Source organism: Methanomethylovorans sp. PtaU1.Bin093, from assembly GCF_002067275.1.
GTDB lineage: Archaea > Halobacteriota > Methanosarcinia > Methanosarcinales > Methanosarcinaceae > Methanomethylovorans.
Window position 1 is genome coordinate 1 of sequence record NZ_MVQX01000055.1, and the last position, 13,073, is coordinate 13,073.

Sequence of the window (13,073 nt, forward strand, 5' to 3'; positions counted from 1 at the left end):
GACTTATGCGTTGATTGCGGACAGTGCATAGACGTATGCCCGGTCGAAGCGCTCTCACTGGACTGAGCTCACTGGGATTTTCTAATTTTTATTCCGGACCGGTCGGGAGAGTGTAAACTCTATGCTATTGGATTTGATCTCTATTTGAGGAAAGGACTGCCGGAAAATAAAGGGACAACACTAAAAATAGATCAAGGGAGGGTTACCAGATGGCAAAGGCAGATGAAAATGAATTAACCATCACATGCGTCTTTGATGCTCCACGTGACCTTTTATGGAAGGAATGGACAGAGCCTGAGCGAGTGATGCGCTGGTGGGGACCACAAGGTTTCACATCGCCTATCTGCAAGATAGACCTGCGCATAGGTGGTTCATATCTTTTCTGCATGCTCTCACCTGATGGCGAAGACTTCTGGAGCACTGGCGTGTACCTGGAGCTCGTCCCTCCGGCGAAGATCGTATGCACCGATTCCTTTGCTGATGAGGACGGTAATGTTGTCCCGGCAACGTATTACGACATGGGAGACGATTTCCCGTTAGAATTACGGATCACTATAACTTTTGAAGAGCATGATGGCCAAACAAAGATGACCCTGCTACATGCAGGTCTCCCTTCAGGTGCAATGAAGGATGCGACAGCACAGGGCTGGAACGAATCCTTTGACAAGCTCGCTGAAAGCCTGAGATAAATGAATATAAAAGAACTAAGGATATATGACAAGATCTCTTGCAAAACATGAGACTGTGGATGATTACCTTGCCACAGTTCCACAAGACGCGCGTGCCACACTTCTGAAGCTTCGTAAGCTCATCCAGGCAATAGTTCCTGATGCAACTGAGGGCATTAGTTACCAGATACCTACCTTCAAGTACAAAGGTCCCCTCGTAGCCTTCGCGGCATTTCCTAATCACTGCAGCTTTTATGTTATGAGCCCTGCTGTCATGGAGATGTACAAGGACGAACTGAAGTCCTACGATATCGCCAAGGGTACTATCCGCTTTCCGGTCAATAAACCGCTTCCTGCGGCCCTTGTAAAAAAGCTCGTAAAGGCACGGATCGAGGAAAATGAGAAAACCAAATGATGTTGAAGCTTGCAGCCGTCATCTCATTCATCTGAATTATGGCATCACATTTGAAATACAGCGTTTTTTACTGTATTTGCCTTAAATACTATGCAATTCAAATGTAAATCAATCATTCATTCAAGGGGGAGTGAAATATAGCAGACAAAACCATTAAAGTTGCTGAAAATGTTCCGGGCCCGTATTATGTAGATGAAGAATGTATAGCATGTGAATTATGTGTGGACACGGCTCCGGATCATTTCAAAATGGATGATGATAGGCCACAGGCGTATGTTTTCAAGCAGCCTGAAACTGATGAGGAAAAGGACCTTTGTGAAGATGCATTAGGCGCTTGTCCTGTTGATGCCATAGGAAATGACGGATAATCCTAGCATATCTTGTTGAACTAATAAGACCACTATTAACCTCCATATCATGTATCATGGTAATTTCACCTGATATCCGCATTTAGTGCATTTCCATGTATGCACACAGATTATATCCCCACATTTTTCACAGGTCCATTTTTCATTTTCGATAACCATAAAATTATCTATCCCGGTTTCCTTTATCCTTTTCAGGTTATCGATCATGCTCATCCCGTACTTTGTCTTGTATCGTTTATCAAGCTGTTTAAGTCTTGCACAGGGAAACCCTTTACAGGAAAAACAGTAGTTAGCAGATGTTTTCTTCAGTGCTTCACAGTTCTTTATCCTGCAGACGATACAATGTGTGTTTTCGGGCAACCGTCCAGAACCCACCCACTTCAGGCCAGAAACCCTTGCGGCAGAGTCTTTGATATGTAAAGTATTGGCCCGGGCTGGAACGCAGGATGAACGGAGGTTCTCTGCCTTTACCTGTTATCCTGATTCAGTGTTTCTCTGTTTCCCACAAGTACTGCAAATATCTTTGTGCACGTTAATTACTCCGCCACAACTTTTGCATTTCCATTTCTCATTTTCCGCTTTTATGAACTCTTCAATCCCATTGTCTTTTATGGCGTTTAGATTTTGGATCATGCTCATATTGTATCGGGCTCTGTATCTCTTATCAATGTGTTTGATCAGCGTACAGGGATATTGATTGCATTGATAACAGTACTCCAATCCATGTGCATTCAGTGATTGGCAGTTTTTTATCTTGCATTCTACTCTTGTTTTCGGGTTCCATGTGTTTATTGCCCTACACCCGTTGCATTTGTTCTTATTTCGCAGGTAAGCCATGCAGATCCCGCAGTTCATACCACATGGGGCTATCAAGGACTTATCGATATTTATTGGATGCATTGCACCTCAGATTTTGTTAATATCCTTTTTCATATATGTTTCATAAAAACAACCCGATGCTCCCCAGGGCCATTATAATCCAGAACAACATTATGGCTTTAATTCCTGGGCAATGTCCGAATTCATAGATCAGCATGGTATGATGCAAATGCAATGTTCTGTCACTGCCCCAGAATTCATAGATATTTGAGATTATCTGGCCGAAATCAGCTTTGCTGCAACCCACTAGTTCCTTTTTGGTGCCACCTGTCATATACTTATTGGGAACTTCAAAGGTATTTGAGTCTTAACTTTTAAAAACATTATCTCTGCAAGCCTCTCAGTTAACGATAGTGCATCTGCAGATATCGGAGATGCGCTTCCGCTCTGATCCGTTGCGCATGTTTTTGTATAAAGTATATGCTAATTATCAATCATTATAAAATATTCAAACGATTGTTAATTAAAATTTTGTTTATATATCATAACGGTGATTTCGTAGTATGTTTGAAAAATACTGGTCATTATTCCTTGCAGCAGCAATTGGATCGATCATTGCTGAGCATTCTTATCTGGGAATTGGATTGTCTTTCATGGGCTTTGCTTTAGCAAGGCATAAAGAAGATCGTGTTCTGACGGATACATTCTCTGCAGATGTTCAGAAACATGAATCTTATGAGGGCTATGCAAGCATCCAGTGAAAATGGTCAATGAGACATTTTCCGCATCGGTCACTAAAAAGTTGCTGCTTTAAGATATTACTTAATTTTTTTGGTTGATGTATCCAGGTATATTCTTGCTGGATACATCATCTACAACTACAACTAACGGAGCATTTTTCAGAAGGGGTCAGCAGGAGCATGTTGTACGGATGCCCCTGCTTAGAGATGTACACCTTAACGCCAGTGTACACAATGATCTAGATCCTGCACGTTTAAGAAGATAGGCTTAGCAAGGTGAAAGTAATTCTATCATATGAGCGATCTTTTCGTTACGTGGCCTGTTACTGCAGGTCCATGAAAGCTTATACAAAAAGCATGTGTTTTTTTGATGTAGTCCATCTTCTCGGACAATAATATGAACTATCTGTATCAAACTTCATACTTGTAGCAAGATAATTTAATACAGAATCGCCATATAATTTTATTTACTGTTACATATATTATTATGAATATTTTTATATAGTATCAGTTCTATAATAAGCCTTAACCGAAGGTTAGTCGGTGAAAAACGGTGGGCTTAATGGACAGAGACTCATATACGGATAAAAGAATAAACAATTATTCATTAAGCATTTTAGTAGATGAGTTTATACAGCCTCACTGTAGTGGAGCTGTCAAGAAAAACGGTAATCCTTTATAAACCTCTGCTTTATGTTTTCTGAAAACTGTTCAGTCCTATCTCTATATGAAGTCCCCTGTCTATGCCTGGATGATCTTTTTCAGAGTCCTTGTGGTTTTTCAAAGTACAGGGCTTTTTCAGTATTTTCTATCTCCGAATATTGAAGAACCGATCCTCACCATGGTAGCTCCTTCCTCGATGGCTATCCTGTAGTCGCTGGACATACCCATTGAAAGTTCCTGAATATCGACATTTTCCTGGTAAGTCTGCTGCATTTCATCGAACAGGGCTTTCATCCTTTTGAAACATGACCTTGTTTGCTCAGGGGAATCAAAAGGAGGGATACACATGAGTCCCGCCACATTAATATTTTTGAATCCATGGATCTCTGTGATTACCTGTGCTATCTCATCTTCCGCAAAGCCGAATTTCTGGGGCTCTTTGCCGATATTGATCTGCAGGAAGATCTTCTGTACCTTGCCAAGTTCCCAGGCTTTCTTATTGATGTCCTGTATCAGCTTCAGGGAATCTACTGACTGGATCACATCAAAGAGCTGAACGGCTTTTTTTACCTTTTTTGACTGTAAATGTCCTATGAAGTGCTTTTCACAGGGTAGCAGATCATCACATTTACTCTCATATTCCTGAACTTTGCTCTCTCCTATGATGGTGGCTCCAGCCCTTATGGACTCATTTATTCTTTGTGCATCGATCGTCTTGGTGACACAGACAAGCTTTGTATTTCCAAGCTCTTTGAGGACGGCCTTTACATTCTGATAAACTGTCATTCATACACCCAAAGAGATCTTAGTTAATGATTCGCTCGCAGCTATATGAACTAAATGCAGGGGTCTGATATAAAAAGCTCGTTTGGTTCGCTTCATTGGTTTTAAGTGTCGGATAAATTATTTAATCGGGCAGGTTCCAGTTATCAATGTATCCGATCTTATTGATGGGAGTGAATAAAATGCCTGTACAGCCATACATAAATTTTAATGGGAACTGCCGGGAAGCTGTGGAATATTACACAAAGGTCTTTGGAGCAGCTAAACCTGAGATCATGTCATTCGGGGATGCACCAGAAGATATGGACTTTCCGATAACGGAAGAAACAAAGGATCTGGTAATGCATACTGCTCTGGAGATAGAGGGAAGCACAGTGATGTTCTCAGATGTTCCCCCAGGTATGCCTTTTATCCTCGGGAACAATATCGGCCTTGTAATTATCAGTAAGGATATGGATAGGATAAGGTCAATGTTCAACGCACTCAAAGCTGAAGGCACTGTGGTAATGGACCTTCAGGAAACGTTCTGGAGCAAACTGTACGGCATGGTGACCGATAAGTTCGGTATTGCCTGGCAATTCCATCATGACTGGGAATGAAAAGATGCATCTATGCTTTTACATGTTTATCTATACGCTATAAAGCAACCTTTTTTTGTTCTATCGGTGTAGGGGTGGCCCTCCTCTGGCATATGATGTTGAACGCAGGAAAGCCAGCCAGTCAAAATCCGTGAAACATTGAGAAGTTAGTGCGAAGTAGGTCGGGTTCTTCATGCTGCCAGAGCGGATCGGAAGAGCTGCGATCTCCGGAGCTGGAAGCCCGTGGGCTTTGTGTGTTGGGATGAAACTAATCGGTCCGGGCAAATCCCCCAGCAATGCTTCGAGAGTGCCATGTTCGGGCTGGATGATGCCATTATCGTCAGAAAGACCCACTGCAGAACCGATGACTACGTAGCGTGGACCGAACATCTCGTTGAGATGGGATCCAGCCGGCCACCATGTTAATGCGTGAGGACCCAATTGCATGTGGGCCTTTCCCCGCTGCAGATGGCTGTTGTGAGCAAAAGCCAACACTTTTCCTCTGTATCGCTCACGGGATACTATATACAGCAGATTTTCTGCCATCATTACATCACGGATGCCGAGAAGCCTGACCAGCCGGTTTTCGGAGTCCCGGGCCAATACACCGTGATAGTTGAGCAACTGCCGAGCCAGCATGGCATATTGTACTACTCCCAGGTACTGACTTTCATCGCTCTCAGCTACCAATTCGGGACGCCGTTCCATTAGTTCTGATATGAGATCTTCCGTCTCGATTCTAAGCTCAGTGGCACTTGGTGACAGACCCACCGACAACGTCGGGTCCATGGCTGCGGCAGGGTTCTCCCACTCAGGACCATTGCCCAGAAGCGGTTCTATCCGGGTTTTATGATAGTTGCCGCTGATGCTATCTATCGAAGTGAGGTAGTCCAGTACAAAAAGCAAGACCTGCCTTGGGCTGTCCGCGTACATCATTTCCGTAGGGCTATCGAAACCGTAGAACCGGAGCTTGACTTGATGGGAAGGGTCAGCGTTGTATTCCCGCATCCATTCCACAAGTTCACGATTTGCCTCTAAGCTCCCGAAACCGTGACTAAATCCTACTTCCTTTATTTCTTCATAAGACACCGGTCCTCGGCCAGCTATGTACTCATTCACTACACGCGCTCTGGGGAAACTGCTCTCGATGGCGATGGCGCTGTAACCATGCTTTTCCACAAGGCGCTGGAATAACAGGTTGCGGAGTACCAGAATGTCCTCGCCGCCGTGGAGCGCTTCACCAAAGCCTACCAACTCTACCGCATCATCAAGTGAGGCGATGATCTTGTCAATGGGGGAGGTGAAAGCTCCGGACGGATCGAGGGAAACGGGAATGGCTTCTTTTAAGACCCAATCTTTAAGGGTAGTATACGCAGGGTTGGGATCTCTCTGTACAGATGATCTTTTTTCCATTTTCTCAATACCGATCAGTAATTCTATCGATTTATTTAATAATTTAGGTTTTGATCCTAAAATAAAAATCTTGCAATTATATTAAAATACCGACACTTTGTATAAATATTGTTGCATCTGATGGGTGAATTGATGGCTTTCGCCATTTGTATTTAGGGTATTATTTTAAATAGAATAGAATATAGACTATTATAATAATTGCACGATAATGGCGGTAATACAATGGGCAGCGAAAAGGGAAAAATAAAATATATATTCTTAGTAGTATTTGTATTGATCTTAGCTAGTGTATCCTGGGTCTATGCAAGCTTTTCATTATTCGGACCTAAAGACCTGGGGGTTGAATATACTCATGAGGATTACGTCAGCGCTCTGGAAAAAACCGGTATTCAGGTCGAATACGAAGGTTTGACCGGAGAAGCACTGGAAGAGTATAAAGAACAATATAAAGACAACGGTGAAAAGAAATCGATCCATGATTACAATTTTGAATTCTCAGAATATGAAAGAAAAGAATTCACTTTAACTAATGAGGAGGCTACTGCTTTATTAAATGAGCTTGCCCCGGGGTTCTGGTGGTTCGATGACCTTCAGGTAAAAGTCCTGCCTGATGGTACCATGGAAGGATCGAGCACAGCTGACATAAAGAGACTTAAGACCGATCTATATTCAGATGTTGCAGACGACGTTCCCATTCCGCTGCCTGATACACTGAACATTTATAGTAAAGGGCGCATCAGCGTTACGAACAATCAGCTAAGCGGAGATCCCGAAAAATTCAATTTAGGAGCTGTATCACTCCCGGATAAATATCTGGAAGAGGACAGCGTAAACACAATGGAAGAATACTTCCCTCGTATCTATACGGTTGTCCCTGGGCTTGAAATAACCAGCCTCACATCTAATTCTGAGGGAGAGTTCGTATTTGATGGAGTTATTCCACAAAAAGTATCCGTAACTGCAAAGTAAGATCTAAGGGGGTTGAAATTGAAATATTTGATGATCAACGGAAAAAGAGAGGAAATACCTCCTTTTCCACATCATAAAGCTTACATCTACAGGAGTAAGCAATTCTTTTTTGCAAAAGGGATCACAACGCATTTGACCATGGGCAATTTCATTACTCTGAAAGAGCTATATAATGGATTTAAAAACAAATGTTCTGTCCCCAGGGTCCTTCTGGTAGACCCGACCAGCAACTGTAATCTGAAGTGTAAAGGGTGCTGGTCTCACGATTATGAAAACGGTCACAATATATCTTACGAGAAGTTTGACGACATATTGTACCAGGCTGAAAAGTTAGGGATCATGGACTGTTTAATGACAGGCGGTGAACCTTTACTCCGGAAAGACGATATTCTGAAATTATGCAAAGAACATAGTAAAATGACATTCGGAGCATTCACTAATGCAACTTTGATCGATGAAAAGTTTGCTGACGAAATGGCTGCACTGGGTAATTTGAATGTCTTCATAAGTATTGAAGGAACAAAAGAAGAAACCGATTTCAGAAGAGGAACGGGTGTTTATGATAAAGCGATCGAGGCTATGGATATTTTAAGGTCCAGAGGTATTGCATTTGCTTTTTCTTCCTGCTATCATTCAAAGAACTACAAGACCATAGCCAGTGATGAATTCCTCGACCATATGCGTCAAAAAGGTGCCTGGTTCGGCTGGCTGTTCCAGTATATCCCTGTGGGGAGCAATGCGGACACTTCTTTGGTATGCACTGCAGAGCAAAGAGCATACGTACAGGAACGGATCAGGGATTACTGTATAAAACATGACTATGTGATCATAGATTTCTGGAACAACGGTCATCTCTCTTTCGGTTGTATCGGCGCAGGTGTTGGTTTTGTCCATATAAATGCCAAGGGTGATGTGGAGCCCTGTGCATTCTGTCATTATTCTGATTCGAACATATACGAGGTATCGCTTGCAGAAGCCCTTAGGTCTAAATTCTTCACTGCCTTTAGAAATGCACAGCCATTCTCACAAAATCCATTGAGACCCTGCCCGTTGATCGATAATCCTCAGGCCATCATCGATGTGGTCAATGCCAGCGGGGCAAGGTCGACACATCTGGCCAATCCGGAATCCGCTGAGGCTCTGGCAATGAAGAGTTTTGAGAGGGCCAGAGAGTGGGAAGGAATGTCAGAGGAGCTGTTCAGAAAAATGCCGGAGCACGTTCAGAAAAACTTTCCCAGATTCATGAAGTATCATACTTTTAAGAAAGGAATAACAGATGGCAGAAGAAAAGATATTTGATGCCGAAGTTTACTACAGGAACGATCCAGATCACTGGATAATAATGGTCCATGGTTTTGGAGGTAGTGCAAGGACCTGGAAAAAACAAATAGATTTCTTTTCAAAACACTATAACCTGCTTGTGCTGGAAATGCACAAGAGGAATGAAAATGAGGATCTGGACCTGGATAAGGTCTGTAAGCTTATAAATAGTACATTAGATCACTATAAAATTGAACAAGCTCATTTCCTGGGCTTTTCCTTTAGTTCATTGATATGCTTACGATTTGCCGTACTATATCCGGAAAAAGTCCATTCATTGATCATGGGTGGGGGGATCCTCAAATTCAATTTGAAAACAAGGTTTTTGCTTTTCCTGGCAATAACTTTTAAAGGGATCATCAATTACATGGTCCTTTATAGATTTTTTGCTTATATCATAATGCCTAAGAAGAACCATAGGAAATCACGGGCTATCTTTGTGAATGAAGCGAAGAAATTAGGTTATGACGAGTTTTGTAAATGGCTGGATATTGTTCCGCAAACAACAAAAAGTTTAAGCTGGCTAAATGAGTTAAATGATAATATTAAAGTCCTGTATGTTTCAGGAAATGAAGACTATCTTTTTTTAAAGGACACTTTAAAATACAGTAAGAAAATACGCAATTCTCAGGTGGAAATAATTGATAATTGCGGACATGTGTGCTCTATTGAACAGCACGATATGTTTAACAAGGTAGTTTTTAAATATCTGAATTCGGCGTAATATTTATCTGCGTGCATTATTCCACTGTTTGTACTATCTTATTTGAAGATAAAATATAGAAGTTGGATACTTCCATCTGCCCATGTCTCCTACAATGCCCTTCAGAATATCATACGCCTCTCTCTCATCTGTCTCTCGCCAATGCATATTTTGCCATCACTCTTAGATACTCTCTGTCCACTTCCATAAGCACAGTTTCGAACATGGCCACGTGTATCTTCTCTTCGTTGGCAACGTCAAGCAAGATCTTTCTGAGTTTCTCATCATCCGTAAGAGCGGCCATTTCTTCGTAGAGGTTTATCGCATCAAGTTCGGCTATCATGGCGCTTCTCAGGATTTCCTTATCTATATCTTCCTTACTGCTCCTTTCAAAGTTTATTGGTGCCTTTGAAAACAAAGATCTTCCTCCTTATTTCCGCAGCTCTTCTTCCACTTCCATTTTGCCAGCTTCTAATTCTGTCATCTGCTCTTCATCTTGCTCAAGGAGCAATGCTTGGAACTCCCCAACATGTGTCTTCTCTTCTTTTGCCACATCCAGCAGTACTCTTCTTACTTCATCGTTATCTGTCAGGTCTGCCATTTGCTCGTACAGGCTGATAGCATCCATTTCAGCAATAATAGCAGCTCTGAGGATCTCTTTATTCAGATCGTTTTGTTTTATCTTGTCCAATACGATTGGTATTCTGGATAACATTATCAAAGATCACCGCCTGCTACACTATGAAGTAGCTATTTTCCCACTCAAAATAAATGAGTGTTCTTTACACTATTTATTGATTACGCAGAATTAAATGAAAAAGAAGCATGCTTGCCTGAAGAATAAGCAAAGGAGATGTATCCGGATCTGATACAAAGGACCAAATACCATTTGCAAAATGGATCTTTTAAGCAAAATAAGAAAGACTTATATATGTATATATAGTGGTTTTAATTGTGGTAGGTATGCAAAGTAAAAATCGGGTGAAGAGGGTGGCTGTTGTTTTGGCCACTTATTTGCTCATGATCGTTGCCCTTGTATTGGTTTCGGGTCTGATAATATAAGGCTGTAATATAAGGAAGCTGCTAAAAATCATGCGATGAGCACAACAAGCATAACCGAACAGAATACGGTGCTTCAGCCCTTTTCCTTATGCTTATAGTGGTATCCAGTTCAGGGCACAGATGATCCCATATATCACCCTGAACTGGAGTTCCCAATTTCATCCTTTGTTTTTTTGTTTTCTCGTGCATTATTGGTGCATGCTCCGTAGGAGGTTCTGTTTCCGCATTGCAGCAATTCCGGAATGCAAACAAAAATATGACCTTCTTATATTTAATCACTTCTACATTAAATATTAAATGAATACGCTACTAATAAATGATCACATATGTTTAATATTACGTATATACTGTCTAAGCAGCACAAATATCTGGAAGTCATCGCTTTGTTATTGCAAGGTGTGAATAAAAAAATATTACTCTTTTCCCGTTCTAACCGATGCCTGTATCTATGTGGATAACATATTCTAGATAGTAACAAATGCACTCATGTAATTAATTTAATGCTCTCTGCAGGAGATTAAGGCCCTTGATAGCACTTCGGTTTTACAGGATCTATGATATAGGACTGGAAATAGATCTGGACTGGCTGGAAAAGGAACTCTCGGAAAGTTTCCTTATTGCCAGGACAAGTTTCCGGCGTGTAAAGCCAAAGTCAATTATAATGGATGTACCGCCTCTTTTGATAAGGATGGGCCGTTCCACTGTGGAAAAGGCGGGCAGTACCTTTGAATTCACAGTATTTGCCCGCATCTTTGATATAGGGGCAATAAGTCTCTGTTTAGTTTTTGAAAGACCAGAATCTGATTTTACTCTCCTGGAAGACACTGCGCTGCTTTTTGCAGAACAGGAAGGTCTTTCCGATCTTTTTCTGTCGCACCTTAAGACACTCACTGAGATGCTCAAGCCGCACATAAGAGGCTTTGCGTTGAACCCGGATTTCTTTGAAGACTATACCATATATCTCATGGACTGGATGGACGGATCTATAGATCCATTGCCCCTGCTTGCAGGTGAAAAAAGGGATTTTTCCGCTCAGATGAGAGAGGAGATCCTCAAAGGTACACAGAGCTATACCAAAGAAGACCTTGCAATACTTTCCTGGGGTTCAGCCCTGCTCTGCAATCAGGACAGTCCCACCGATCTTTTAGATCTCATTGAATTTGCGAATGTGCAGGTATTCGAACTGCGCTACTACGACAGGGAGCTGAGCCGCCAGATTTGGAAAATGTACGATGACATCGTGCTTGCAGATAAACTTCCTCCGTTTAAAAGAAGACATCAGTATAGATTGATCATGATACAGCTGATGCAGAACAACACCGAGATATCTGAAATTACAGAAAAGGTAAACAACCTTATCAAAGTAACAGAGGACATTTATTATGCCAGAGTCTATGCCTCTGTATTAAAAATGCTACGCAGTAGCCAGTGGAGTGATAGCGTTAGCCACAAGATCGAAGTGATCAGGGACAACTATTCCATGCTTTCCGCAGAGGTCCGTATCCAGCATTCCTACTTCCTGGAGTGGATAGTTATAGTTCTTATAGCCCTTGAAATTGTCATTGCCATTGTGGAAAGGCTGATATGAATGCTTTTACACATTTCTACAAACTTAAAAAGAACTATAATATCCCTTGATATACACAACAAGGGACATTTCAATACCAATAACTGTTAGATGCTTTATGCAGCAGAAGGCAGTTCTTTGCAGCGGATCACAGTGTTTGTATGCTTTTGTATGTTCTTGATCCTGTATATTTCCCTGCCAGCAGCAAACGTAAAGGCCCGCCCTTCTTTACCGGCCCTTCCGGTCCTGCCTATCCTGTGAATATAGGATTCAGTATCCTGCGGAATATCGTAATTGAACACAGCTTCGATGTTCTTCACATCTATTCCCCTGGAAGCCACATCCGTAGCCACAAGAGTTTCGATCTCCCCTTTCTTGAAGCTGGACATTACATCATCCCTTTGCTTCTGTCTCATGTCACCATGTAATCCATCGACCAGATATCCTTTTCTTCTGAGATTGACTACCAGTTCATCCACACCTTTTTTAGTGTTGCAGAACACCAAAGATGATTTCATATCATAACTGTCCATTACCCGGCACAATATCTCATGCTTGGGCCTGCCTTTAGTTTCAAGATAGAATTGTTCGATCTGAGATACATTAACATTTTTCGGCTGGGTCTTTATCAACAATGGTTCCCGCTGATATTTTGTTGTCAGTTTAATAATGGGTTTGGGCATGGTCGCGGAAAAGAGGATCGTTTGTCTCTTATCATTAGCTTTTTCAAGAATAATTTCGATGTCTTCTCTGAATCCCATATCCAACATCTTATCGGCTTCATCCAGCACAACCATCTTTACAGCATCAAGCTTCAGAGTATTGCGCTCAAGGTGGTCCATTATTCTTCCGGGTGTACCAACGACAATATGAACACCTTTTTTCAGGGCCTTCATTTGCCTTTCGATAGACTGCCCTCCAAATATAGCGCATATCTTGATCTCTCTGTACCTTGAAAGCTTGTTCATCTCTTCAGCAACCTGATTTGCAAGCTCTCGTGTGGGA

The 13,073-nt window shown here is 41.8% G+C and carries 18 protein-coding genes; 10 read left to right on the forward strand and 8 right to left on the reverse strand.

All coding sequences use genetic code 11. The features are described from left to right. From A4E24_RS06645 to A4E24_RS06660, 4 genes are all read left to right on the forward strand, one after another. Nucleotides 1-66: 4Fe-4S binding protein (locus A4E24_RS06645; protein WP_292352519.1), on the forward strand; the 66-nt coding region annotated here is incomplete at its 5' end. A gap of 143 nt (nt 67-209) precedes the next feature. Beyond that, nucleotides 210-689: an SRPBCC domain-containing protein gene (locus tag A4E24_RS06650; protein ID WP_292352503.1), complete on the forward strand. Its 480-nt coding sequence runs from the start codon at nt 210-212 to the stop codon at nt 687-689. A 25-nt stretch (nt 690-714) separates the two neighbouring features. After that, nucleotides 715-1,083 (forward strand): iron chaperone, encoded by a 369-nt coding sequence (locus A4E24_RS06655; RefSeq protein ID WP_292352504.1) that lies wholly within the window; start codon nt 715-717, stop codon nt 1,081-1,083. A 137-nt stretch (nt 1,084-1,220) separates the two neighbouring features. After that, nucleotides 1,221-1,451, forward strand: a complete 231-nt coding sequence (locus A4E24_RS06660) for a ferredoxin (protein ID WP_292352520.1) — start codon at nt 1,221-1,223, stop codon at nt 1,449-1,451. 54 nt (nt 1,452-1,505) lie between these two features. Here A4E24_RS06660 and A4E24_RS06665 read toward each other — a convergent pair whose 3' ends face one another. The 3 genes from A4E24_RS06665 to A4E24_RS06675 form a co-directional block, all read right to left on the reverse strand. Further along, nucleotides 1,506-1,811 (reverse strand): hypothetical protein, encoded by a 306-nt coding sequence (locus A4E24_RS06665; RefSeq protein ID WP_292352505.1) that lies wholly within the window; start codon nt 1,809-1,811, stop codon nt 1,506-1,508. Between the two features lie 114 nt (nt 1,812-1,925). Continuing rightward, on the reverse strand, nt 1,926-2,351 hold the full coding sequence (locus tag A4E24_RS06670) for a DUF3795 domain-containing protein (protein WP_292352506.1): 426 nt from the start codon (nt 2,349-2,351) through the stop codon (nt 1,926-1,928). A 40-nt stretch (nt 2,352-2,391) separates the two neighbouring features. Next, on the reverse strand, nt 2,392-2,604 hold the full coding sequence (locus A4E24_RS06675; protein WP_292352507.1) for a hypothetical protein: 213 nt from the start codon (nt 2,602-2,604) through the stop codon (nt 2,392-2,394). A 229-nt stretch (nt 2,605-2,833) separates the two neighbouring features. Here A4E24_RS06675 and A4E24_RS06680 point away from each other — a divergent pair, with 229 nt between their 5' ends. After that, nucleotides 2,834-3,031 (forward strand): hypothetical protein, encoded by a 198-nt coding sequence (locus A4E24_RS06680; RefSeq protein ID WP_292352508.1) that lies wholly within the window; start codon nt 2,834-2,836, stop codon nt 3,029-3,031. Between the two features lie 777 nt (nt 3,032-3,808). On the opposite strand, the gene A4E24_RS06685 is transcribed toward A4E24_RS06680, so the two are convergent. Next, a complete protein-coding gene (locus A4E24_RS06685; RefSeq protein ID WP_292352509.1) occupies nt 3,809-4,459 on the reverse strand; it encodes a YggS family pyridoxal phosphate-dependent enzyme in 651 nt (216 codons plus the stop codon). Between the two features lie 179 nt (nt 4,460-4,638). On the opposite strand from A4E24_RS06685, the gene A4E24_RS06690 reads away from it, so the two are divergent. After that, on the forward strand, nt 4,639-5,055 hold the full coding sequence (locus tag A4E24_RS06690; protein ID WP_292352510.1) for a VOC family protein: 417 nt from the start codon (nt 4,639-4,641) through the stop codon (nt 5,053-5,055). Nucleotides 5,056-5,115: 60 nt separating this feature from the next. Here A4E24_RS06690 and A4E24_RS06695 read toward each other — a convergent pair whose 3' ends face one another. Further along, nucleotides 5,116-6,447: an erythromycin esterase family protein gene (locus A4E24_RS06695; RefSeq protein ID WP_292352511.1), complete on the reverse strand. Its 1,332-nt coding sequence runs from the start codon at nt 6,445-6,447 to the stop codon at nt 5,116-5,118. A 222-nt stretch (nt 6,448-6,669) separates the two neighbouring features. Here A4E24_RS06695 and A4E24_RS06700 point away from each other — a divergent pair, with 222 nt between their 5' ends. The 3 genes from A4E24_RS06700 to A4E24_RS06710 are packed head-to-tail and all read left to right on the forward strand — an operon-like array spanning nt 6,670 to nt 9,460. Continuing rightward, the gene (locus A4E24_RS06700) at nt 6,670-7,416 is read left to right on the forward strand and encodes a hypothetical protein (RefSeq protein ID WP_292352512.1); all 747 of its coding nucleotides are present in this window, start codon (nt 6,670-6,672) and stop codon (nt 7,414-7,416) included. Nucleotides 7,417-7,434: 18 nt separating this feature from the next. After that, complete coding sequence (locus tag A4E24_RS06705; protein WP_292352513.1) at nt 7,435-8,715, forward strand: radical SAM protein; 1,281 nt, start codon at nt 7,435-7,437, stop codon at nt 8,713-8,715. Next, nucleotides 8,693-9,460, forward strand: a complete 768-nt coding sequence (locus tag A4E24_RS06710) for an alpha/beta fold hydrolase (RefSeq protein WP_292352514.1) — start codon at nt 8,693-8,695, stop codon at nt 9,458-9,460. Before A4E24_RS06705 ends, A4E24_RS06710 begins: the two co-directional genes overlap by 23 nt. Nucleotides 9,461-9,584: 124 nt before the next feature. Here A4E24_RS06710 and A4E24_RS06715 read toward each other — a convergent pair whose 3' ends face one another. Together A4E24_RS06715 and A4E24_RS06720 are read right to left on the reverse strand one after the other, a co-directional pair. Continuing rightward, entirely contained in the window at nt 9,585-9,857 is a 273-nt protein-coding gene (locus A4E24_RS06715; protein WP_292352515.1) for a ferritin family protein, read from the reverse strand. A gap of 12 nt (nt 9,858-9,869) precedes the next feature. Then, on the reverse strand, nt 9,870-10,154 hold the full coding sequence (locus tag A4E24_RS06720; protein ID WP_292352516.1) for a ferritin family protein: 285 nt from the start codon (nt 10,152-10,154) through the stop codon (nt 9,870-9,872). An 873-nt stretch (nt 10,155-11,027) separates the two neighbouring features. On the opposite strand from A4E24_RS06720, the gene A4E24_RS06725 reads away from it, so the two are divergent. Beyond that, entirely contained in the window at nt 11,028-12,089 is a 1,062-nt protein-coding gene (locus A4E24_RS06725) for a hypothetical protein (protein ID WP_292352517.1), read from the forward strand. 95 nt (nt 12,090-12,184) lie between these two features. On the opposite strand, the gene A4E24_RS06730 is transcribed toward A4E24_RS06725, so the two are convergent. After that, a partial coding sequence (locus A4E24_RS06730) for a DEAD/DEAH box helicase (RefSeq protein WP_292352518.1) occupies nt 12,185-13,073 on the reverse strand: 889 nt, incomplete at its 5' end.

Coding starts and splice junctions, on each gene's coding strand:
- A4E24_RS06700 (WP_292352512.1), top strand. CDS start 6,670: ATGGGCAGCGAAAAGGGAAAAATAAAATATATATTCTTAGTAGTATTT.
- A4E24_RS06720 (WP_292352516.1), bottom strand. CDS start 10,154: ATGTTATCCAGAATACCAATCGTATTGGACAAGATAAAACAAAACGAT.
- A4E24_RS06685 (WP_292352509.1), bottom strand. CDS start 4,459: ATGACAGTTTATCAGAATGTAAAGGCCGTCCTCAAAGAGCTTGGAAAT.
- A4E24_RS06710 (WP_292352514.1), top strand. CDS start 8,693: ATGGCAGAAGAAAAGATATTTGATGCCGAAGTTTACTACAGGAACGAT.
- A4E24_RS06695 (WP_292352511.1), bottom strand. CDS start 6,447: ATGGAAAAAAGATCATCTGTACAGAGAGATCCCAACCCTGCGTATACT.
- A4E24_RS06690 (WP_292352510.1), top strand. CDS start 4,639: ATGCCTGTACAGCCATACATAAATTTTAATGGGAACTGCCGGGAAGCT.
- A4E24_RS06680 (WP_292352508.1), top strand. CDS start 2,834: ATGTTTGAAAAATACTGGTCATTATTCCTTGCAGCAGCAATTGGATCG.
- A4E24_RS06650 (WP_292352503.1), top strand. CDS start 210: ATGGCAAAGGCAGATGAAAATGAATTAACCATCACATGCGTCTTTGAT.
- A4E24_RS06670 (WP_292352506.1), bottom strand. CDS start 2,351: ATGCATCCAATAAATATCGATAAGTCCTTGATAGCCCCATGTGGTATG.
- A4E24_RS06655 (WP_292352504.1), top strand. CDS start 715: ATGACAAGATCTCTTGCAAAACATGAGACTGTGGATGATTACCTTGCC.
- A4E24_RS06675 (WP_292352507.1), bottom strand. CDS start 2,604: ATGACAGGTGGCACCAAAAAGGAACTAGTGGGTTGCAGCAAAGCTGAT.